Raw genomic sequence first — 21491 nt, forward strand, 5'->3', positions numbered from 1 at the left:
GGAGTTGCCTCTACGGGCCGGTGCGGCCCGCGATCGGGGTGGAGGGCGCGGGAACTCATGGGTCTTCCCTCGGAATGTCGGCGACGATCATATGACACGATAGGTTAACCAATTTGATCATCACGGAGACCGACATGCTTGAAGAAGATGCGCTCAACGGACGGGTCAGCTCCCGGCGACAGGGGCACGTGCTGATCATCACGATGGCCCGCGCCGACAAGCGCAATGCGATCGATCGGCACATGGCCGACGCTCTTGACCGTGAGCTCAACCTGCTGGAGGGCGACGACGAGCTCTGGGCGGGCGTCCTCGAAGGGGTGCCCCAGGCCTTCTGCGCCGGGAGCGACCTGACCGCAGGCGGGGACTATGTCACCGAACGCGGCGGTGAGTACGGCATCATCCGCCGGGCGCGCAGCAAGCCGCTGATCGCGGCGGTCGAGGGTCCGGCTCTCGGGGGCGGTCTCGAGATCCTGTTGAGCTGCGATCTGGTGGTGGCTTCCTCCGCTGCCGTCTTCGGTCTACCTGAGGTCGCGATCGGCGTGGTCCCGACATGCGGGGCGCTGTTCCGTGCTCCGCAGATCTTTCCGGTCAACCTCGCTCGCGAGCTGATTCTGACCGGCCGCCCGATCGGAGCCGAGCGGGCGTGGCAGGCCGGATTCGTCAATCAGCTCACCCCGCCCGGCGAGGCGCTCGAGCAGGCGGTGCTGCTCGCCGAGCGAATCTGTGAGAACTCGCCGACATCGGTCCAGGCCTGTCTACGAGCCATACAGGTGACGCTCGACGCCGGGACGCGGGCCGGGTGGGAGGCGACGGAGGACGCGAAGGAGGCGCTCGTGGGCAGCGAGGACTCCCAGGAGGGCGTCCGATCCTTTTTGGAGAAGCGCAAGCCGGTCTGGCTGGGGCGCTGAGGCCCGCCCGCAATCAGGTTACTGATTGTAATAGGTAGAGCCTTTGCGGTAAGGTGGCGACCAACAGAATGCCCGAGAAGTGGGCAAACTCTCGACGCATACGTCGAGATGACAAGAGAGGCCCGCCATGAGCTTCAGCTTCACCGCCGAGCAAGAGGAGCTGCGCCAACTGGTGCGCCGTTTCTGCGAAGAGAAGTCCTCCAGCGAGCACGTGCGTCGCTTGATGGACTCAGACGACAATCGCGACGACAAGATCTGGTCGCAGATGGCCGATCAGCTGGGACTCCAGGGATTGTCGATCCCGGAGGCCTACGGCGGATCCGGATTCGGTCCCGTCGAGCTCGGAATCGTGCTGGAGGAGATGGGCCGCACGCTGCTGGTGGCGCCGTACTTCTCGACCGTTGCGATCGCCGGGCAGACGTTGGCCCTGAGCGATGACGAAGCCGCCAAGCAGCGCTGGCTGCCGGGCATCGCCGACGGTTCGCTCACCGCGACGCTGGCCATCGCCGAGGAGTCGGGCTCGTGGGAGCTCGACAGCGTCGAGACGACCGCCGCGCAGGCCGGCGACGAGTGGTCGCTCACGGGCACCAAGATGTACGTCCTCGACGGCGCCACAGCAGACCTCCTGCTGGTGGTTGCGCGCGCGGGGGACGAGCTGGGTCTCTTCGCGGTCGACGGAGCTGCGGCCGGTGTCACGCGTAGCAAGCTCGACTCCGTCGACCTCACGCGAGATCTGGGCCGGGTCGAGCTCGACGGGGTGTCGGCCGTCCGCATCGGCAGCGGGGACGCCACCGAGATGCTCGTGAAGGCAACGGATCTGATCCTGGCCGCATTCGCTGCCGAGCAGATCGGCGGTGCAGCGAAGTGCCTCGAGATGGCAGTCGACTACGCCAAGATCCGCGAGCAGTTCGGGCGTCCCATCGGCTCCTTCCAGGCCATCAAGCACAAGTGCGCAGACATGCTCCTGGAAGTCGAGTCGGGCAAGTCCGCGTCGTACTACGCCAGCTCTGTGGTCGCGGCGGGTGACCACGAGTCGTCGATCGCAGCTGCCCTCGCCAAGGCGTACTGCTCGACGGCGTTCACGCACGCGGCGAAGGAGAACATCCAGATCCACGGAGGCATCGGCTTCACGTGGGAGCACGACGCGCATCTGTACCTCAAGCGCGCGAAGTCGTCGGAGCTGCTGTTCGGCTCGCCTGCCAGACATCGCGAGCGTCTTGCCGATCTCGTCGGGATCTGAGGGGACGACATGACTGTGCAGCAGGCAAACATTCCGAGCGAGATCGAGAGCGACGACGACTTCCGCGCACGACTCCGCACCTTCTTCACCGATCATCATCCCGGGAAGCCGCCGCGTGATCCGAAGGAGCGACTCGCACATCAGAAGGCGTGGAATGCCACGATGTTCGACGCGGGGTTCTCAGGTCCCAGCTGGCCCAAGGAGTTCGGGGGGATGGAGCTGAGCTTCGCGCATCAGGTCATCTACCAAGAAGAGCTCGCGCGCGCACGGGTTCCGGGGCCGATGGGCACGGGGCTCGGAATCGCTGCCCCGACCATCATCAGGTACGGCACCCAGGCTCAGAAGGAAGAGTTCCTCGCGCCCATGCTGCGCGGTGACAAGATCTGGTGCCAGGGCTACTCCGAGCCGGGCGCCGGATCCGATCTGCCGAGTCTACGAACGACGGCACGGCGCGAGGGCGACGAATACGTGGTCAACGGCCAGAAGGTCTGGACCACCCAGGCCACGAATGCCGATGTCCTGTTCACGCTGGTCCGCACGGGTACGCAGGAGTCTCGTCAGAAGGGCATCACGTACCTGCTGATCGATGCCCACGCACCGGGTGTCGAAGTGCGTCCGCTGCGCGACATCACGGGGGGTGCGGGCTTCGCCGAGGTCTTCTTCGACGATGTGCACGTCCCGGTCTCTCACCGCATAGGCGAGGAGAACGAGGGCTGGCCGCTGGTGCGCACGAGCCTGGGGCATGAGCGTGCCGCGGGCGCGATGAACCAGGCGGCGGTCTACCGCCGGGTTCTCGACGAGCTCACCGCGCTGGCCCGTGAACGTGGGCGCGCGTCCGAGCCGCTCATCCGCGACCAGCTCGCGGACTTCGAGATCCGCGTCCGGATCATGCGCTACAACGCCGCCCGGATCATCTCGGACATCCTGACGAAGGGTGAGCCGGGGGCTGCGTCATCGGTTTCGCGCATGCTGATCACGGCCTTCGAGCAGGATCTGCACGAGTTCGCGATCGGCCTGCTGGGCCCCGCTGGGTTGTTGACCAAGGATTCGCCACACGCGGTGCAGCGCGCGCGCTGGCTGACCGGCTTCCTGCGGACGAGGGCGTCGACGATCGGCGCCGGAACCTCCGAGATCCAGCGCAACACCGTGGCCGAGCAGGTCCTGAAGCTGCCGCACGATCCCGGCATGCCGCCTCGGTAGCGGCGTCTTCACGCGTCCGGGCGCGGCCAATTGGCCGCGCCCGGACGCGTTTGCCCGCTCATGGCGTGAACCGTGGCGGCCGCGCCTTGCGTGCGTCAGGTGGCGGGACGGTCGTCGATCAGCAGCGCCGCGAGCCGTTCTTGGTGTGCAGGGGTGTCGCCGTACAGGGTCTCGTCAGTCTTGACGCGGCGCAGGTACAGGTGCAGATCGTGCTCCCAGGTGAAACCGATGCCGCCGTGGCTCTGCAGGGCCTGGCCCGCGAGCCGGCTCATCGCATCGGACGAGAATGACTTCGCCACGGTTGCGTCGCGGGACGCGTCGGGCGATCCGAGGTCGAGGGACATCGCGGCGTAGTACGTCGCGGCGAAGGTGCCCTTGACGCCGATGGCCATGTCGGAGATCTTGTGCTTGACCGCCTGGAAGCTGCCGATCGCCCGGTCGAACTGCTCGCGGACCTTGACGTAGTCGACGGTCATCTCCATCAGTCGCTGTCCGGCCCCCAGGGAGTCGGCACTGGTGAGGACGGCCGCGGCATCGCACAGCCACTGCACGGCCGAAGCGTCGACCTCGAGGCGTCGGCCGCCGCCGACCCGGACGTTGTCGAAGTCGATCTCGTAGAACGAGCGCGACTCATCCAGCGTCTTCTGCTTGCGCAAGGTCACGCCCGTCGAGGCCGGATCCACCATGAACAGGGCGGGCGCGCCGCCGAGGACTGCGCTGACCAAGATCCCGTTGCTCGAACCGGCGTCCTGGACTGCCGTCTTGCGCCCGTGCAGGATGTAGTCGCCGTCAGTGGCGATCGCGTTGGTCGTGACCGAGGCAGGAGTCCAGGCGCCGCGGGGCTCGGCCAGCGCCCAGGTCGCACGGAATGAACCGTCCGCCAGGCGGGGGAGCAGCTCGTCCTTGATCGTGTCCGAGCCGAACCGCTCGACGGCGAGCCCGACCAGCGACGAGGTGATGAACGGGCCCGCCGCCAATGCTCGGCCGAGCTCCTCTGCGACGATGCACAGCTCGACCAGGCTCTGGCCGGATCCGCCGAAGTCCTCGCCGATGGCCAGGCCGGTCCAGCCCAGGTCGGTCCCTAGGCGCCAGAGCTTGTCATCGACATCGTGGCCGCTTTCGGCCAAACTCCGGACGTGGGCCGGGGAGGAGTGTGTGAGCAGTGCGCTCCGGGAAATCTCCCGCAGCGTCGCCTGCTCCTCATTGAATTCGAAGTCCATCTGGTCGTCACCCTTCCGTCGGCGTCCGAGTCTCATCGTCACGCATGGGGTTATGATATCGCTGATATAACTATTTAGTCGACAGGCTCGTTCGTTCAACCCTTGGAGGCTCATCATGCGGCTCGACATCTCTCCCGAGCTGGAAGCTTTTCGGCACGAGGTTCGCACCTTCGTCGCCCAGAGTGCGCCGGGGAGTCGACCTCATGCTGGAGTTCGCGCACCCCAGGCCGAGCAGGTGCCCGCCATCCGGGCCTGGATCGCGGCCCTGTTCGAGGCCGGCTACCTGGGCATGTCGTGGCCCGAGGAGTTCGGTGGGCAGGCCGACCCGGTACCGGAGCATGCGTTCATCGTGGCGGAGGAGCTTGCGCGTGCGCGGGCGTGGGAGCAGATCGGCGCAGGATCGCTCGGCGCCAATGCCCTCATCGAGTTCGGTACGGATGCGCAGAAGCAGCATCTTCTGCCCAGGATCCGCTCAGGTCAGGATCTGTGGTGCCAGCTCTTCAGTGAGCCCGGCGCCGGCAGTGATCTGGCCGGACTGCAGACGCGCGCGCGGCTCGACGGTGATGAGTACGTCGTCGACGGGCAGAAGGTCTGGACGACCAACGGCCAACATGCGGACATCGGCTACCTGCTCGCCCGCACGGACCCGACGGTGAGCAAGCATCGCGGCATCACGGCGTTCGCGATCGACATGCGGACGCCGGGTGTCGACATTCGCCCGCTGCGTGAGATCACCGGGACGTCGGACTTCAACGAGGTGTTCCTCGACTCGGTCCGCATCCCTGCCGATCGCGTGATCGGCGAGGTCAACGACGGGTGGCGAGTCGCGAACTCGAGCCTCGGACATGAGCGCAGTGGGGTCGCAGCACGCGGCGCCGAGCTCTTCGCGATGCTCGACGATCTGCTCGACTTCGCCCAGGACGCGACCTTCGTCGGGCGGCCGGCGCTGCGTGACAGCGGCGTGCGACAGCGCATCGGCAAGGTCGCCACCGACATCCACGTGACGGATCTGATGAGCAAGGTCGTCCAGTCGCGGATGGTCCACGGCACCGAGGATGCCGCCGACGCGCCGCTCGTGAAGATCTTCTACAGCGAGGTCAACCACGCCGCCGCCGAGCTCGGGGTGTCGCTGCAGGGCGTCGACGGCCTGGCGGTCGAGGGCGACGAGAGCGCAGTGGCCAACGGGTGGTGGCAGGACGCGTTCATGTACGCGCGCGCCCTCACGATCGCCGGTGGCGCCAATGAGGTGCTGCGCACAGTGGTGGCAGAGCGGTCGTACGGTCTGCCGCGCGAGCCTCGCTGAGCACGCGTCCCCGCGCCCACCAAAATAGAGTACAAAGAGGTATATCTTTCCCCTGTATGGTGCTATTCTTCTACGGAACCGTGACGGGCATCACAGAAGCAGACGACACGTAGGAGTGGCGCACATATGACGGCCATTGCAGCAGAGACACCCGTGCAGACGACGGGCAACGTTCTCAGCGTCAAGGACCTCTCAGTCGAGTTCCACACCGAGGAGGGGTGGGTTCGCGTCGTTGACAACGTGAATCTCTCACTCGGCGCAGGTATGACGCTCGGTCTGGTGGGAGAGTCGGGATCGGGCAAGACCGTGACGTCGCTGGCCATCATGGGGCTGATTGCAGGCAAGAACACCCGGCTGACCGGCTCGGTGAAGCTTCTTGGCCGCGAGCTCGTGGGGCTCTCCGAGGGGGAGCTGTCACATCTGCGCGGCTCCGAGATGGCCATGGTCTTCCAGGAGCCCCGCCGCAGCCTCGATCCCGCCTTCACGGTCGGCGATCAGATCGCCGAGGTCATTCGCCGGCACGAAGGCGTGTCGAGGAAGGATGCCTTCGCGCAGGCCGTCGAGATGCTCGAGAAGGTTGGCATCCCCGATGCCAAGAGCCGGGCCAAGGCCTATCCGCACCAGTTCAGCGGTGGCATGTGTCAGCGGGTCATGCTGGCCATCGCGCTGGCCTGCAAGCCCAAGCTCCTGATCGCCGACGAGCCGACCACGGCCCTCGACGTCACGGTGCAAAAGGAGATGCTCGCGCTGATGAATCAGCTGCAGGCCGACTTCGACGTCTCGATCCTGTTCATCACCCACGATCTCGGCGTCGTCGCCGAGATGTGCGATGACGTCAACGTCATGTACGCGGGTCAGGTGGTCGAGTCCACCGGCCTGTACGAGCTCTTCGAGACGCCGCAGCATCCGTATACCGAGGGCTTGCTCGCGGCGATCCCCGAATCGGTGCCGCGCGGTGGCCGGCTCCGCTCGATCCCGGGCGCGGTGCCGGCGCCGAGGGAGTGGCCGGTCTCGTGTCGATTCTTCGCCAGGTGTGCACATGCCGTTCCTGGCCGATGCGATGAGGGCCCGGTGGATCTGGCGATGGTGCAGCCCGGCCATGCGGTTCGCTGCGTTCGCGCCGGCGAGCTCGAGCTGAAGGGAATCGTCTGATGAGCACACTGCTGGAGGTCTCGGACCTCAACAAGTCGTATGTGACCAAGCGGAACGTGCTCGGCAGGCCCACGAGGACCCTGCACGCGGTCAAGAATGTGTCGTTCAGCCTGCAGCGAGGCGAGACCGTCGGCATCGTCGGAGAGACGGGTGCCGGCAAGTCCACCGTCGGTCGACTCGTGCTGCGGCTCATCGAGCCCGACAGCGGTCGGGTGGTCTTCGACGGCCAGGACCTCCTCGAGCTGGGCCACAAGGATCTCCGCTCATTGCGCCAGCGCGCGCAGATGATCTTCCAAGATCCCTTCAGCTCGCTCGACCCGCGGATGGTCATCCGCGATGCCGTCGGCGAGCCGTTCACCGTCCATCAAGGGCTTCGAGGTGAGGAGCGCGACACCCGCGTGCTCGAGCTGCTCGAGCGGGTGGGGATGCGCGCAGATCAGCTCGACCGGTATCCCCGTGAGTTCTCGGGCGGTCAGCTGCAGCGGATCGCGATCGCGCGGGCACTCACGACCGAGCCGGACTTCATCGTGTGCGATGAGCCGGTCGCGGCACTGGACGTCTCGATCCAGGCGCAGGTGCTCAACCTCCTGGTCGATCTTCAGCAGGAGCGCGGTCTCGGATACCTGTTCATCTCGCACGATCTGTCGTTGGTCCGCTTCCTCGCGCACCACGTCGTCGTGATGTACATGGGCGAGGTCGTCGAGGCCGGTCCGACCGAGCAGCTGTTCTCGGATCCGCAGCACCCCTACACGCAAAAGCTGATCTCAGCCATCCCGTCGCCCCGTCCGAGCCGTCAGCGCCGGTCGGCAGTCTCACACGCCAAGGAGGCATGATGCTGACCCTCGCCGGCCGGCGTCTGTTGTCGGCCATCCCGCTCTTGCTCTTCATCAGCTTCTTCGTCTTCGTGCTGATCGATCTCACCCCCGGAGATGCGGCGCAGACCCTCGCCGGTGAAGGCGCGACAGCCGAGCAGATCGCAGAGACCCGCTCCCGCCTGGGTCTCGACGATCCACTGATCGTCAGGTACCTGGAGTGGCTGGGGGCGGCCCTGCAAGGCGATCTCGGCACCTCCCTGTACAGCTCGGAGTCGGTCGTGAACATCTTGCTCGACCGGATGCCGGTGACCGGTTCTCTGGCACTGGTCTCGCTCGTCATCGTGCTGCTCGTCGGCATCCCGCTCGGGGTCATCGCGGCGGTTCGCGCCAACTCGTGGGTCGACCGGGCCGTCAGCGGTTTTGCCTCGTTGAGCATGGCCCTGCCCCCGTTCGTGGTGGGCCTGGTCCTGGTCCTGCTGTTCGGGATCTCCCTCGCCTGGTTCCCGGCAACCGGATACATGCCGATCGCAGACGGCGGGGTCTTCGAGTGGCTGCGGCACCTGATCCTGCCTGCACTTGCGATCGCGGCCATCTCGACGGCTGAGCTGGCCCGTCAGACCCGCGGTGCCCTGGTCGACATCTTGCAGACCGACTTCATCCGCACCCTGCGGGCAAAGGGACTGACCCGCACCAAGATCATCGGCAAGCACGCCCTCAAGAATGCGGGCGTCCCGATCGTCACGATCTTCGGCGTGCAGGTCAGTCGCGTGTTGGCCGGCGCGGTCACGGTCGAGTTCGTGTTCGCGATCCCCGGATTCGGCAGCCTCGCGGTGAGCTCGGTCAATGAACGCGACATGCCCGTGATCCTGGGCGTCGTACTGATCAGCGCGATCGTCGTGCTGATCGCGAATGTGATCGTCGACCTGTCCTACGGCTACTTCAACCCGAAGGTTCGGTCCTGACCTCGTGTCAGGGACCCGAGATCGAGGAAATCATGAGTGAGAATCCGGTTCAGTCCCACGGCACCGCCGCGTCGCGTGTCGTCCCGAGGCGCAGCCTGCTGTCCTCCCTCAAGAGGAGCAGGCCGCTTCGGCAGCTGCGCGGCAACCGGGCCGCGATGGTGTCCGGCATCTTCCTGCTGCTGCTGATCATCGTCGCTGCGCTCGCCCCGCTGCTCACGACGCAGGACCCGGCCGCCCAGACGTTGTCAAAGCAGCTGCAGGGCCCCAGCTCCGAGCACTGGCTCGGCACCGACATGTACGGCCGCGACGTGTACACGCGGCTGCTGTTCTCGGCGCGAGTCACGCTGATCGCGATCCTGCAGGCGCTGGCCCTTGCCTCTTTGCTCGGTATTCCGCTGGGCCTGCTCGCGGGCTATGTCGGCGGCTGGGTCGATGCACTGCTGAGTCGCGTGTCTGATGCGCTCCTGAGCCTGCCCCCGCTGATCCTCGCCATCGCGATCGTCGGCATCCTCGGACCTGGCCTCACCAACGCAATGATCGCGATCGGCATCGTGCTGGCTCCGCCGCAGTTCCGCCTCGCACGCGGCGCCGCGCAGTCCGTCTCGACCGAGACGTACATCGAGGCCGCCCGGGCCATGGGCTGCTCGCCGTGGCGGATCATGTGGCGACATGTGCTCCCCAATGCGAGCTCGCCACTGCTCGTCCAGGTGACCTTCGCAGCCGGCATCATCGTGATCGCAGAGGCGAGCCTCAGCTTCCTCGGACTCGGCGTCCAGTCGCCGCAATCGAGCTGGGGAACCATGCTCCGCGATGCGTTCGACAACATCTACGACTCGCCGTGGTTCATGGTCGCTCCCGCGCTCATGATCGTGCTCACGATCTTGTCGTTCTCGACGTTCGGCGACGGCCTGCGCGATGCACTCGAAGGACGCGGCGTCATCCGCATCCGCAAGGCCGCCAAAGCCAAGCCCGGAGCCCCCCGCGCTGCCGCAGGCGTGTAGCCCTCAGGACTTCGCCGACAACACCTCGCGCCACCTGGCGCACTCAGAAATGATGGAGATTCAAATGATGGGAAAGACCAGCCGGGCGATCGCCCTGGCCATGGCATCCGCCCTCGTCGTGGCCGCGTGCGGCGGAAGCACCGACAGCGGTGGCAAGGGCGATGGGGGCGGTGACGTCGACAAGAACGGCACGCTGAGGTTCGGGTTCACCGTGCCGGCGATGCCGCTCGATCCGCACACCACCGTGACCGACACAGGCCAGTATGCGTTCGTCGCCCCCTTGTACGACCGTCTGACGCAGATCACCGACGGCCCCAAGCTCGAGCCCATGCTGGCGACGAAGTGGGAGTTCGCTCCCGACGGGAAGTCGGCGACGTTCACCCTGCGCGAAGGCGTCACCTTCTCCGACGGTGCCGAGCTCGACGCCGAAGCGGTCAAGAAGAGCCTCGACCGGGCCCTGACCCATCCGAAGACCACCGCGCCGACCAAGCTCAACATGATCGAGTCGGTCGAGGTCGTCAGCCCGACCGAGGTCAAGATCAGCACGAAGCGGCCGGCCGCCGATCTTCCCTACACGCTGGCGGGCTCCTACGGCAGCATCATCAGCCCCAAGGCGCTCGACAACCCCGATCTCGACGTCAAGCCCGTGGGTTCGGGACCGTACGTGCTGAAGGAGATCAAGCTCGGGGAGTCCGCGACCTACACGCGTCGCGAGGGCTACTGGGACCCGAAGGCGCAGCAGGCCAAGACCATCGTGATCCGCGGCATCGCCGACGACAATGCCCGTCTGAACGCCTTGCGCTCGGGGCAGATCGACATGATGATCTCCAAGGTCGGCCAGGCGAACCAGGCCAAGAAGCTCGGCGAGAACTTCGGCTTCCATTCCTATCCCGCGGCTGCGACATATGCGCTGCAGGTCAATGTCGACCATGAGAATCTCGACCAGGTCAAGGTGCGCCAGGCCCTCAACTGGGCCATCGACCGTGACGCCATCAACGACTCGTTGCTGAACGGTCAGTGCCGTCCCAACAACCAGCCGCTGACGCAGGGCTTCGACGGGTTCCTCGAGGATCCCCCGGTCGCGTACGACTACGATCCGGCCAAGGCCAAGACGCTGTTGGCGGAGGCCGGTGTGTCCGACGGCTTCAAGATGCAGCTGCTGGTCGGCGCGGGCCTCTCGCCGCAGGACAAGATGGCGCCCGTGCTGCAGGCCCAGTTCAAGGAGATCGGCGTCGACGCCGAGATCGTCGAGCAGGATCTCGCCCAGGCATCGGGCAACTACAGCAAGTCTGATTTCGACTCATATCTCCAGACCCGCGTCGCCGGGCCGTCGTCAGCCATCACGTTGCAGAAGAACTTCGACAACCCCGCGACGTTCCCCGGCACGCTGCCCGCGGAGATCCTCGAGTCGATCAACAAGGGATTCGATCCGAGCGTGGAGGAGGCAACAGCCCTCAAGGCACTCGAGAGCGCATCGGCTGCGATCAACGAGCAGGCGCTCGATGTCTTCATCTGTGCCCTGCCGACCCAGGTCGCATACAGCGACAAGGTCGTCGGCGCTGACACGATGGGACAGTCCTACTTCCAGGGCATCCCCGATCTGCGTTACGTCGGAATCGCGGACTGATCGACTGACGCGGTGCGGGCGTGCCTCACATCTGAGCACGCCCGCACTACGTTCACAGCAGGAAAGGGACGCCATGACACAGGTGATGTCTGGGATTCGGATCTTGGAGGTCGCCGAGCACACCTTCGTGCCGCTCGCGTCGGCGATCCTGGCCGACTGGGGCGCGGAGGTCATCAAGGTCGAGCACATCGGACGGGGTGACGCGACGCGCAGCCTCGGTGCCACAGCGGGCGTCGAGACAGGCGGCGGCGACATCAACGTCCTGCTGGAGCATGCCAATCGCGGCAAGCGAAGCATCGGCCTGGACCTGACGTCGGCAGATGGGCGGGAGCTGCTGTACCGGTTGGCCGCGACGTGCGACGTGTTCTTGACCAACAAGCTCCCCGCGGTGAGGGCCAAGCTCGAGATCGATGTCGAGCACATCCGGGCCCATCAGCCCACGATCATCTATGCGCAGGGCACGGGATACGGCTCGAAGGGCGTCGACGTCGATCTGGGCGGATACGACGCCTTGGCCTACTGGAGCCGGGCCGGCGTGGCGGCATCGGTGAAGGCGCCCGAGATCGACTATCTCCCGCGTCAGTCCGCGCCGGCCTTCGGTGACTCGGTCGGCGCGATGTACATCGCGGGTGGCATCTCCGCTGCTCTGCTGCACCGCGAGCGCACCGGCGAGGCGCCGCTCGTCGACGTCTCGCTGCTCGCGGCGGGCATGTGGATGATGAGCGCAGGAATCGCGACGGCACAGCGCACGGGCATCCCCCATGTGCCGAGACCGGACGATCGCGACGCCCCTCGCAATCCACTCATCGGCAACCACCGCACGGCCGACGGCAGGTTCATCTCGTTCTGCATGCTGCAGGCGTTCGAGTACTGGCCGGCGTTCTGCGCCGCGATCGACAGACCCGCATGGGTGGACGATCCCCGATTCGCCACGAGGGAGCTCCTGTTCAGCAACGGCTGGGTCGCAGCCGACCTGATCGACGACGTCGTGGCCTCCGAGACCCTCGAGACGTGGACGAAGCGTCTGCAGGGTCTGAAGGGGCAGTGGTCGCCGGTACAGGACACCGTGACCATCGCCGACGACCCCATGGTGATCGCCAACGACTACCTGATGGAGACGATCAGCGCGAACGGCGAGTCGTTCAGGCTCGTCACGGCGCCGGTCCAGTTCGACGGACGCGCGAATCAGCCGGGCCGGGCGCCGGGCCTCGGCGAGCACGGGACCTCGATACTCGCAGGTGACCTCGGTCTCGACGACCAGTCCATCGCAGATCTTCGCGTCAGGGGAGTCGTGGGCTGAACGAGCCCGGCCCACCAATCCCACCAGTCCCACCAATCCCACCAGCCTGAGGACACACATGTCAGCAACGCCGTACGATCCCCGGTCGATGTTCGACCTGACGGGGCAGGTTGCGATCGTGACCGGTGCCTCCAGTGGGCTCGGCGAGCGATTCGCGCGGGTTCTCCACGACGCAGGTGCTCATGTCGTGGCCGTCGCACGGCGGGTCGATCGGCTCGAAGCCCTCGCCGCCGAGCATGAGCGGATCGTGCCCCACGCGGCCGACGTCACCGACGATGTCGCGCTGAAGCGGCTCGTGGACGACACGATGGATCGCTTCGGCCGCATCGACATCTTGGTGAACAACGCCGGCATGGGGACCTCCGAGCGGGCGCTCGACGAGGACCTGGACTCGTTCCGGTACACGTTGGAGGTCAACCTCGTCGCCGTCTTCAACCTGGCCCGACTGGTCGCGCGGCCCATGCTGGAGACCGGAAAGGGATCGATCGTCAACATCGCGTCGATCTATGGGCTCGGCTCGTCGTGGCCCATCCCCAACGGCGGCTACACCGCGTCCAAGGGCGGCGTCGTCCAGCTCACGCGCGAGCTCGCGTGCCAGTGGGCCAAGGGAGGCGTGCGGGTCAATGCGATTGCGCCTGGCTTCTTCGTCTCGGAGGCCACCGCGGAGATGGTCGCCAACCCGAAGTCGATCGCCTACGTGGAGAAGGGCACGCCGATGCGACGGTTCGGTCAGGCCCACGAGCTCGACGGCGCGCTGATGTACCTGGCCAGCGACGCATCCACATTCATGACCGGTCAGACCATGACCGTCGACGGCGGCTGGACCGCACACTGATGAACCGAGGAGAACACGTGACCGAGCAGCCCGACTACCAGACCATCACCTATTCATTGGCTGATCACGTCGCGACCGTGACGCTCAACCGCCCCGAGAAGCTGAACTCCTTCAACCAGCTGATGGTCGACGAGTTCCGCTCACTGTGGGCGCGGGTCCGGTTGGATGACGACGTCCACGTCATCGTGCTGCGCGCCGCGGGGGACCGCGCATTCTGCACCGGCGTCGACGTGTCGGACGGGATCGACAAGGCGGAGAACCTCTGGAGCCAGGAGGATCCGGGCACGGGCCTGGCGCCCAAGCACAACCGAGTCTGGAAGCCCGTCGTCGCGGCGGTCCACGGCATGGTGGCCGGCGGCGCGTTCTACTGGCTCAACGAGTGCGACATCATCATCAGCGCCGACGACGCGACGTTCTTCGATCCGCATGTCAGCTACGGCATGGTCTCGGCCCTCGAGCCGATCGGCCTCGCCCGACGCATCCCGCTGGGTGAGGCGCTTCGATGGGCGCTGATCGGGCTCGACGAGCGCATGTCGGCCGCGCGTGCCCGAGAGATCGGGCTGGTGTCCGAGCTCGTGCCGTACGCCGATCTGTGGTCGCGCGCCGACGAGCTGGCCCGCATCATCGCGGCGAAGCCCCCCATCGCAGTGCAGGGCACGGTCAAGGCCGTCTGGGAGACGCTCGACATGGGTCGGGAGGACGCCCAGCAGTCCGGCTGGAACTATCCGCTCGTCGGCAATCCCATCGGCACGGCGCAGGTGTCTCGGGAGGGGTTCGCCAAACCGAAGTGGACCTTGCGATGACGGCTGAGGAAGCCGGCTATGCGTCCATGATCGACTCGCTGCGATCATTCCTCGATCGGGTCGCGGGGGCCCGTCCGACGGCCGAGGAGTCGGCCGAGGTCGCGGCCACGCTCGATCGGCTGAGTGCAGGACTTGCCGACCGCCAGGTCAGCGAACGGGAGCGGCTCTTCGCGCGTCTGTCGGTCCAGGGCCGGGGCCAGAGCCTCACCCCGCAGCTCTTCATAGACGAGCAGGACGCTCAGAGCGTGACCGGCCATGTCACGTTCCGTCCGTACTTCGTCGGAGGAAACGGGGCTGCCCACGGCGGGACGATCCCGTTGCTCTTCGACGCGGCGCTCGGTCGCCTCGCTAACGCAGGGGGTCGCAGAGCATCCCGCACGGCCTACCTCACGGTGAACTTCCGGTCGATCGCTCGGATCGGCAACCGGCTCACGCTGACGGCCAGGCACGTCAGGGAGGATGGCCGCAAGAGGGTGATCTCGGGCGAGCTCCGCGACGGCGATCTGCTCGTGGCCGATGCGGAGGGCCTGTTCGTCGAGCTCCGTCCCGGCCAGCCGTGATCGAGCAACCGCCCCGGGGCTATGTCGGTCTGATGTTCGACAGATCGTTCGGCTCGCTGTTCTGGGGCAAGCTGCTCACCGTCACCGGGACGCTCGTGCAGAGCATCGTCGCGGCGATCGTGGTGTTCGAGGCGACCGATTCGGCGCTCATGGTGGGGTTGGTGTCGGTCTTCCAGTTCGGGCCCCAGCTGCTCCTGACCCCGCTCGCGGGCAAGTGGGCAGACACCTACAGCGCGTTCAAGCAGGTGCTGGCCGGGCGCGGGCTGTGCTTCGTCGGCTCGGTCATCCTGGCGGTCTGGGCCTATCTGGTGCCCGATCCGGACAGCGGTCGCGATGTCGTGCCGGTGTTCTTCGCCTCGTGCATCATCGGCCTCGGCTTCGTGGTCGGCGGACCCGTGATGCAGTCGATGATCCCGCGGATGATCCGTCCTGGTGAGCTGTCGAAGGCCATGGCGCTCAACTCCTCGCCCATGACGATCGGACGGGTGGCAGGACCGGCCGTCGGCGCGCTCCTGACGGTCCACTTCGGTGCAGTCGCCGCATTCTCGGTCGCCGTGTTCACGCAGCTCGCCTTCTTGATCCTGCTGTTCTTCATCCGCTTCCCGGCCCAACCGGAGCGGTTGGCAACCACCGACTACAGCGTCAGGGCCGGCCTACGACACGTCTGGTCCGATCGGACCCTGTTGATGCTTCTCGCGGTGACCGCGGCCCTCGGCTTCGCGTCGGAGCCTTCGGTCACGCTGGCACCGCCGCTGGCCGATCACGTCGGCGGCGCCGCCCGGCTGGTGGGGGAGCTCTCGTCCGCGTTCGGTCTGGGCGCGCTCCTCGGGCTGGTGCTGCTCTCGCCGCTCGGCCGGTGGCTCAGCCATGCCGCGATCACCTCGCTGGGGATCTGGATCATGGCGGGCGGGCTGGTGCTCAGCGCGGTCAGCACCGTGGCTCCCATGGCGACGGCGTCGTTCGCGGTGGCCGGATTCGGTTTCATGGCAGCGTTCACGGCCGCGGCCACCCTCATTCAGGAACGAGTGCCGGACGTCCTGCGAGGACGGGTCATGGCCCTGTGGCTGATCGCGTTCATCGGATTTCGACCCATCGGAGCGGCGATCGACGGGGTGCTGGCCGATGTCGTCTCGGTCGAGTTCGCCTTCGCCGTGAGCGCAGCCCTGCTCGCGCTCACGGGAGTGTGGTGGCGGCCGGGTCGGGCGACCGCTTCGGTGCCCGATCCCGCCGCCACTCCAGTCGGCGACTCAGTCGTTCCGGGTCGCGCGTAGCGCGCGGAGCATCTCCTGGAAGTGGTCGACCTTCCAGCCGTCCTGGTCTTCGCCCCAGCCGATCAAGCCGTCGTACTCCCAGCGCATCGACGCATTCGATCCGGAGCCACGCTCGCTCATGTGGCTCACCGTGAAGCCCTCGGCACGCATCGTGCGACCCGTGACGTCGGTCAGCTCGACCTCCATGTGCGCGCTCCAGCCGGTGCGCGGATCACGGTAGTTGCGCATGCGGCTCTTGGTCTTGTCGAGGCGCTGGAACTCGCCGTCCTTGAGCAGCCATCCGGTGTTCATGGGCGACCAGCCGTCGGCCTCGCCGTCCTGCGGGCGGACGAACCCCAGGAATCCGGTCGTCGCGTCGGTGTGGCCGAAGATGTACTGGATGCGTCCGCGACCGCGCTGTCGTTCGACCTCCCGCCACTTCGGCCCGCCGGGGTTCTTGACCGGGTACACCCCCTTGACGTGCTCCTTCTTCTGGCTCTGGGAGTGATGGCCGCCGCGAGGGCCCCAGGTGCGGTCCCGCACGGTGTGGCAGTCGATCGGGATCTGCTCACCGCGCAGTGTCAGGGTTCCCGTGACGTGGCCCAGCTGGTCCAGGTGCGGGCTGCCCAGCATGGGTGCTTCGCCGGGCGTGAAGCGGTGAGGAGGGTGCACACTGCGGTGCTGCATCGTGATCGCGAAGTCGGCGGCGTCATCGCGATAGGTGATCTCGTAATCCATCAACGGATTGATCATCTTGACGCTGAAGCCACCCTCCGGGAACGTGATGTCGCGCAGATCCACATCAGGGCTCATCGGCACGTCGGGCATGGTCTTGTAGTACGCAAGCCGGCCAGGATCGGCGCCCGTCGGATCCCACACGAACACGCGCCAGGTGACCGTCCCCTTGTTGGGCATGTAGGCGGCATGCAGCCAGCAGCCCAGGTGGCGCTCAGGGATGTTGAAGGTCCACCAGGTCGTCTCGGTCTCCCACGGATCGTCCGAGAGCTGGTGATAGTTGTCGTCCTCCGGAACGAAGGGGGTGTCCTGATCGATCGTCTGTGCAGTCATTCTTCAGCTTCCTGCTAGGCGTAGAAGGCAGATCCGCCATCCACATTGATGTTGGCTCCGGTCATGTAGCTGTTGGCGGCCGAGCCGATGAAGCACACCACGGCGCCGACCTCCGCTGGTTCTCCGACCCGGCCGATGTCGGAGCGGGTGCCGAACGTGGCGGTCATGTAGCGCATGACCGATCCGAGATCGTCGAGATCGGGCCGTCGATCCGACGGGAGCTTCGCGAGATTCGCGAGGACCTGATCGGAGAGGACCGCGCCGGGGGACACCGTGTTGACCAAGATGCCCTCGGCGCCGAGCTCGAGCGAGAGGCTCTTCCCGGCGGAGTTGAGGGCCGACTTGCCGGCCGTGTACTCGATCAGACCGGGGCCGTGATTGCGGGTCGACATGGCGGAGATGTTGACGATGCGGGCCCACGGCGCGGCCTTGAGCAGCGGGTGGGCAGCGCGGGCGCAGCGGACGGCGGCCAGCACGCCCAGGGTGAAGGCCAGGCCCCACTGCTCGTCCGTGGCCTCATGCCAAGGGTGGTGATGGGTAGGCGCACCGACGGCATTGACCAGGGTGTTCAGGTGACCCCAGCGGTCGGCGATCTGGGAGAAGCTCTCGTCGATCTCGCCGGTGTCCGAGAGGTCGGTGCCGACTCCGAAGGCGTCGGGACTGCCGAGCTCGAGCAGCCGGTCGACGGTCTCGTCGATCCCGTCCTGCCCTCGGGCGAGGACTGCGACACGCGCGCCCTCGCGAGCGAAGCACTCGGCCGCGGCGCGCCCCATGCCCCTGGTCCCGCCCTGCACGCACACGGCCGCGCCGGAGAGGCCGAGGTCCATGGGATGCTCCTTCGAAAGGGGACGGGACAGCGCCGCGGACGGACGCGTCGGTGTGTCCGCGGCGCTGTTGCCGGACCTACTTGGTGACGCTGAACTTCTCGAGCTCGTGCTGGACCATTCCGTCCAGGGTCGCCGCGGGCGGCTTGGGCAGCTCAACGGCCTGGTCCCTCGTCGGGAGCAGGACGACTGCAGTGCCCGGGGTGGTGACTTCGCCGCGCTGGTTGTGGCAGCTCACCTCGACGTGCACCTCGTTGCGGCCGTCGACCTGGACCTTGTCGATCACCTTCCCACGAACGATCGTGGTGTCACCGATGTAGTTGAACTTCCGGTGCTCGCAGCGCAGCTTCCAGAGCCAGCCGTCATCGCCCATCCAGTCGGTCAGGGCATGGACGAGCCAGGTCTCCCGCATTCCGCCGTAGTCGTACGACGTGGGGAGGCCGAGCTCCTGGGCCCGCAGGGGCTCCCAGTGCAGACGCTGGACCGTGTCGGGCACATTGAGCGCATTCTTGGGATACAGGCCGGGGGCCTTCTTGCGGATGTTGTACGAGAGCTTGAACGATCCGGGCGGGGTGAGCTGCATTCCCCAGCCGAGGTGCCAGACCACGACATCGGTGGTCTTGAGCGGGCCCTTGGCCCGCGGCTGGAGCTCCTCGCCGATCTCCACGTCCTCCCAGTATCGGGTCTCCGCGCCGCGCCGGGTCTCGGCCTCATACAAGGCGTCGATCTCGGCAAGCTCTTCGTCCGTGTAGGGCTTGAGCTCCAGCTTCTCCTTGGCGCGTTCCTTGGACGTGTGGCGCTCCGCGTTGATCCAGGTGCCGCGACGCACCGCGTGCATCTCGCCCTCGCCGTTCGTGTAGAGGTAGTCGTTCGTGACGTGGGCCGTGCGGCCACCGAAGCTGCTCTTCTTCTCCTGCACGCCGACCTGGGCGGCGAGGACATGGCACCGGTCGCCCTCGCGCAGCGGCTGCCACCACTCGAACTCCATGACGGCCTGGTACGAGCCGAGTCCCGCGAAGGGATCGCCCTTCAACAGCGCCTTGGTCTCGGGGTCGGGCTTGGGTGCAGCGTCCTGGCCCATCGTGTAGAGGAAGGTCGGCGGCGCGATGAGTCCGCCCCAACGGGTGGCCGCCGCATAGTCCGGGTCGCAGTACAGCGGATTGTCGTCACCGTAGCCGAAGGCGAAGTGGCGAGAACCGTCCCAAGTGACCTGGAAGTTGTGAGGCGGGTTGTGCAAAGGCTGGGGAATGCCGAGGCGCTGACGCGAGCGCTCGAGGGCGGCCTCCGTCAGTACGCCGAAGGCGGCTTCCTTGGGGGGTGTGTCGGTGCTGCTCACTGTGACCACTTCTTTCCTCGATGCTCCAGGGCTTCTTCGCACAATATAGTATTAACCGGCAGATGATTGTACTGCTTGACGTACTTTCTGTCCGCGTTGCGAATTGACCCCTCTCGCGCCCGTCCGGCGCCAGGGCAGCGTGATAGTTTACTCATTCATCTATTGATCGACGACAAGAGTGCCCCAATGCTCGAAGAACTGGTCAGACAACGCCTCGAGACCCTGCTGAGCGGGCATCCTCCAGCCAGCACGGACGTGCGTGACTTCCTCGGTGCGCAGTTCGACCTGGGGCTCGCTTGGGTGTCGTACCCCGAAGGGCGCGGAGGTCTCGGCGCACCTCAGGAGCTGCAGTCGCTGATCGACCGGACCCTGAGCGATGCGGGGGCGCCGCACCCGTTCACGGTCAATCCGATCGGCTATGGCATGGCCGCTCCCACGCTGTTGGCCTTTGCCGCTCCGGACGATCTGGACCAGAAGCTGCGCCCGCTCCTGACGGGAGAAGAGGTCTGGTGCCAGCTGTTCAGTGAGCCGTCTGCCGGCTCGGACGTCGCCGGGCTCTCGACGCGAGCGGTCCGCGACGGCGATGAGTGGGTTGTCACAGGCCAGAAGGTCTGGACCAGCTTGGCGCATCGGGCGACATGGGGCCTGCTGCTGGCCCGCACGGATCCGACGGTGCCCAAACATGCGGGGCTGACGTACTTCTTCATCGACATGCATGCTCCCGGAGTCGAGGTGCGCCCGCTCCGCCAGGCGACCGGCGATGCGGAGTTCAACGAGGTCTTCTTCACCGAGCTTCGGATCCCCGACTCGTCTCGGCTCGGGGCGGTCGGCGAAGGCTGGAAGGTCGCCATCACGACACTCATGAACGAGCGAGTCGCGATCGGCGGCCGGATGACTCCGCGCGGTCAAGGGCCGATCGGCGAAGCCGTTGCACTGTGGCAGGAGGCGGGCCGACCGGAGCAGCTGAAGGATCGTCTGATGGGTCTGTGGGTGCGCTCGGAGGTGCTTCGCCTGACGAACGTGCGTGCGCGTGAGCTCGCGAAAGCCGGTGGCACTGCGGGTCCTGAGGGCTCCACGGCCAAGCTCTTGGCGGGTGAGCTGAATCAGGACGTGTACGAGTTCTGCGTCGAACTGCTCGGCCCAGCCGGCGCCCTGTACCCCGAGACCTACGCGATGAGCGGAGGTGTCGACGGGACCAAGCGCGACGTGCGCTACGGCTTCCTGAGGTCGCAGGCCAACACGATCGAGGGCGGGACATCTGAGGTCATGCGCAACATCTTGGGGGAGCGCGTGCTGGGGCTGCCGCCCGAGCCGCGGGTCGACAAGGACGTGCCGTTCAACGAGATCGGGCGATGACGGTCGTCGAGGGGCTGGTCAACCTGCGCGACCTGGGCGGCCTGCCGGTCGTCGGCGGGGGAGTCACGGAGGCGGGCGTCCTCTACCGCAGCGACGCCCCATATCCCGATGACGAACATCCGGACCACGTCCCGATCTGGCCGCCCGCAGCCGTCCTGGACCTGCGCTCCCAGGCTGAACGGGATGTCATCGGACACGCATGGACCGGCGAGACGCGCCTGCATCACCACCCCTTGCATGACGCGGCTGCGCCGACCTCGCAACGATCACCTCATCTGGCGGGCCTCTACGCCGACATCCTCGATTCGGTCCCCGAGCGGATCGCGGGGGTCCTGGCCGTGGCCGCACAGGCGGACGGGCCTCTGCTGATCCATTGCGCGGCCGGCAAGGACCGCACCGGGATCGCGGTTGCTGCATTGCTGCTGGCGGCCGATGTCGAGCCCGAGGCGGTGGTCGCGGACTATGTGGTCACAGCGGACAACATGGAGTCGCTGCGGACGCGCTGGAAGCGCAAGGGCAAGGTTCCACTGCCCGGCCGCCCCGACATCCCCGCCGCATGGCTGCTCGCGCCCGAAGATGCGATCCGACACGTCGTCGCCCGATTCATGGACTGGCCGGGGGGCGCGAGCTCCTGGCTCGTCGATCACGGCGCCTCGCCGCAGGATCTCGAGAGGTGGCGAGCTCGCTTCACGTCTTGACGTGGCCGTCCATCGCTGGACTGCGCGCCCGGC

20 protein-coding genes are annotated in these 21491 nt (G+C 66.6%); 16 read left to right on the forward strand and 4 right to left on the reverse strand.

The genetic code is table 11. The annotated features are described in order from the left end of the window. The first annotated feature begins 134 nt into the window (after positions 1-134). The 3 genes from GEV27_RS08985 (at position 135) to GEV27_RS08995 (ending at position 3348) form a co-directional block, all read left to right on the forward strand. Entirely contained in the window at positions 135-908 is a 774-nt protein-coding gene (locus tag GEV27_RS08985) for an enoyl-CoA hydratase/isomerase family protein (protein ID WP_153652850.1), read from the forward strand. Between the two features lie 127 nt (positions 909-1035). Beyond that, positions 1036-2148, forward strand: a complete 1113-nt coding sequence (locus GEV27_RS08990; RefSeq protein WP_153652849.1) for an acyl-CoA dehydrogenase family protein — start codon at positions 1036-1038, stop codon at positions 2146-2148. A 9-nt stretch (positions 2149-2157) separates the two neighbouring features. Further along, complete coding sequence (locus tag GEV27_RS08995) at positions 2158-3348, forward strand: acyl-CoA dehydrogenase family protein (RefSeq protein WP_153934082.1); 1191 nt, start codon at positions 2158-2160, stop codon at positions 3346-3348. Between the two features lie 95 nt (positions 3349-3443). On the opposite strand, the gene GEV27_RS09000 is transcribed toward GEV27_RS08995, so the two are convergent. After that, complete coding sequence (locus tag GEV27_RS09000) at positions 3444-4697, reverse strand: acyl-CoA dehydrogenase family protein (RefSeq protein WP_375335588.1); 1254 nt, start codon at positions 4695-4697, stop codon at positions 3444-3446. Between GEV27_RS09000 and GEV27_RS09005 the strand changes: the two genes are divergently transcribed. The 11 genes from GEV27_RS09005 to GEV27_RS09055 all read left to right on the forward strand — a co-directional run bounded on the left by GEV27_RS09005 (position 4684) and on the right by GEV27_RS09055 (position 16197). Next, the gene (locus GEV27_RS09005; protein ID WP_153934083.1) at positions 4684-5871 is read left to right on the forward strand and encodes an acyl-CoA dehydrogenase family protein; all 1188 of its coding nucleotides are present in this window, start codon (positions 4684-4686) and stop codon (positions 5869-5871) included. The genes GEV27_RS09000 and GEV27_RS09005 overlap by 14 nt on opposite strands. 126 nt (positions 5872-5997) lie before the next feature. Further along, positions 5998-7023: an ABC transporter ATP-binding protein gene (locus GEV27_RS09010; RefSeq protein ID WP_153652845.1), complete on the forward strand. Its 1026-nt coding sequence runs from the start codon at positions 5998-6000 to the stop codon at positions 7021-7023. Further along, a complete protein-coding gene (locus GEV27_RS09015) occupies positions 7023-7856 on the forward strand; it encodes an ABC transporter ATP-binding protein (protein ID WP_153911200.1) in 834 nt (277 codons plus the stop codon). Before GEV27_RS09010 ends, GEV27_RS09015 begins: the two co-directional genes overlap by 1 nt. After that, entirely contained in the window at positions 7853-8800 is a 948-nt protein-coding gene (locus GEV27_RS09020; protein ID WP_208430816.1) for an ABC transporter permease, read from the forward strand. The genes GEV27_RS09015 and GEV27_RS09020 overlap by 4 nt, the downstream gene beginning before the upstream one ends. Positions 8801-8832: 32 nt before the next feature. Next, entirely contained in the window at positions 8833-9801 is a 969-nt protein-coding gene (locus GEV27_RS09025) for an ABC transporter permease (RefSeq protein WP_153652843.1), read from the forward strand. 67 nt (positions 9802-9868) lie between these two features. Then, positions 9869-11428: an ABC transporter substrate-binding protein gene (locus tag GEV27_RS09030; protein WP_194944173.1), complete on the forward strand. Its 1560-nt coding sequence runs from the start codon at positions 9869-9871 to the stop codon at positions 11426-11428. An 85-nt stretch (positions 11429-11513) separates the two neighbouring features. Next, positions 11514-12728 carry a CaiB/BaiF CoA-transferase family protein gene (locus tag GEV27_RS09035; protein WP_255489168.1) on the forward strand — a complete coding sequence of 405 codons (1215 nt, stop codon included), beginning with the start codon at positions 11514-11516 and terminating at the stop codon, positions 12726-12728. Positions 12729-12786: 58 nt separating this feature from the next. Then, on the forward strand, positions 12787-13563 hold the full coding sequence (locus GEV27_RS09040; protein ID WP_228765139.1) for an SDR family NAD(P)-dependent oxidoreductase: 777 nt from the start codon (positions 12787-12789) through the stop codon (positions 13561-13563). A gap of 17 nt (positions 13564-13580) precedes the next feature. Beyond that, entirely contained in the window at positions 13581-14366 is a 786-nt protein-coding gene (locus GEV27_RS09045; protein ID WP_243838684.1) for an enoyl-CoA hydratase/isomerase family protein, read from the forward strand. Beyond that, positions 14363-14926, forward strand: a complete 564-nt coding sequence (locus GEV27_RS09050) for a PaaI family thioesterase (protein ID WP_228765140.1) — start codon at positions 14363-14365, stop codon at positions 14924-14926. The genes GEV27_RS09045 and GEV27_RS09050 overlap by 4 nt, the downstream gene beginning before the upstream one ends. A 32-nt stretch (positions 14927-14958) precedes the next feature. Next, positions 14959-16197: an MFS transporter gene (locus tag GEV27_RS09055; RefSeq protein ID WP_153934084.1), complete on the forward strand. Its 1239-nt coding sequence runs from the start codon at positions 14959-14961 to the stop codon at positions 16195-16197. On the opposite strand, the gene GEV27_RS09060 is transcribed toward GEV27_RS09055, so the two are convergent. The 3 genes from GEV27_RS09060 to GEV27_RS09070 form a co-directional block, all read right to left on the reverse strand. Further along, complete coding sequence (locus GEV27_RS09060) at positions 16174-17244, reverse strand: hypothetical protein (RefSeq protein WP_153652838.1); 1071 nt, start codon at positions 17242-17244, stop codon at positions 16174-16176. The genes GEV27_RS09055 and GEV27_RS09060 overlap by 24 nt on opposite strands. A 14-nt stretch (positions 17245-17258) precedes the next feature. Continuing rightward, positions 17259-18071, reverse strand: coding sequence for an SDR family NAD(P)-dependent oxidoreductase (locus tag GEV27_RS09065; RefSeq protein WP_153934085.1), 813 nt, complete (start codon positions 18069-18071; stop codon positions 17259-17261). Between the two features lie 76 nt (positions 18072-18147). After that, on the reverse strand, positions 18148-19404 hold the full coding sequence (locus tag GEV27_RS09070) for a MaoC family dehydratase N-terminal domain-containing protein (protein WP_153652836.1): 1257 nt from the start codon (positions 19402-19404) through the stop codon (positions 18148-18150). Between the two features lie 186 nt (positions 19405-19590). On the opposite strand from GEV27_RS09070, the gene GEV27_RS09075 reads away from it, so the two are divergent. Together GEV27_RS09075 and GEV27_RS09080 are read left to right on the forward strand one after the other, a co-directional pair. Then, the gene (locus GEV27_RS09075) at positions 19591-20760 is read left to right on the forward strand and encodes an acyl-CoA dehydrogenase family protein (RefSeq protein WP_153934086.1); all 1170 of its coding nucleotides are present in this window, start codon (positions 19591-19593) and stop codon (positions 20758-20760) included. Further along, the gene (locus GEV27_RS09080; protein ID WP_153652835.1) at positions 20757-21458 is read left to right on the forward strand and encodes a tyrosine-protein phosphatase; all 702 of its coding nucleotides are present in this window, start codon (positions 20757-20759) and stop codon (positions 21456-21458) included. Before GEV27_RS09075 ends, GEV27_RS09080 begins: the two co-directional genes overlap by 4 nt. Positions 21459-21491 lie beyond the last annotated feature (33 nt).

The organism is Aeromicrobium sp. S22 (genome assembly GCF_009661045.1).
Taxonomy (GTDB): Bacteria; Actinomycetota; Actinomycetes; order Propionibacteriales; family Nocardioidaceae; genus Aeromicrobium; species Aeromicrobium yanjiei.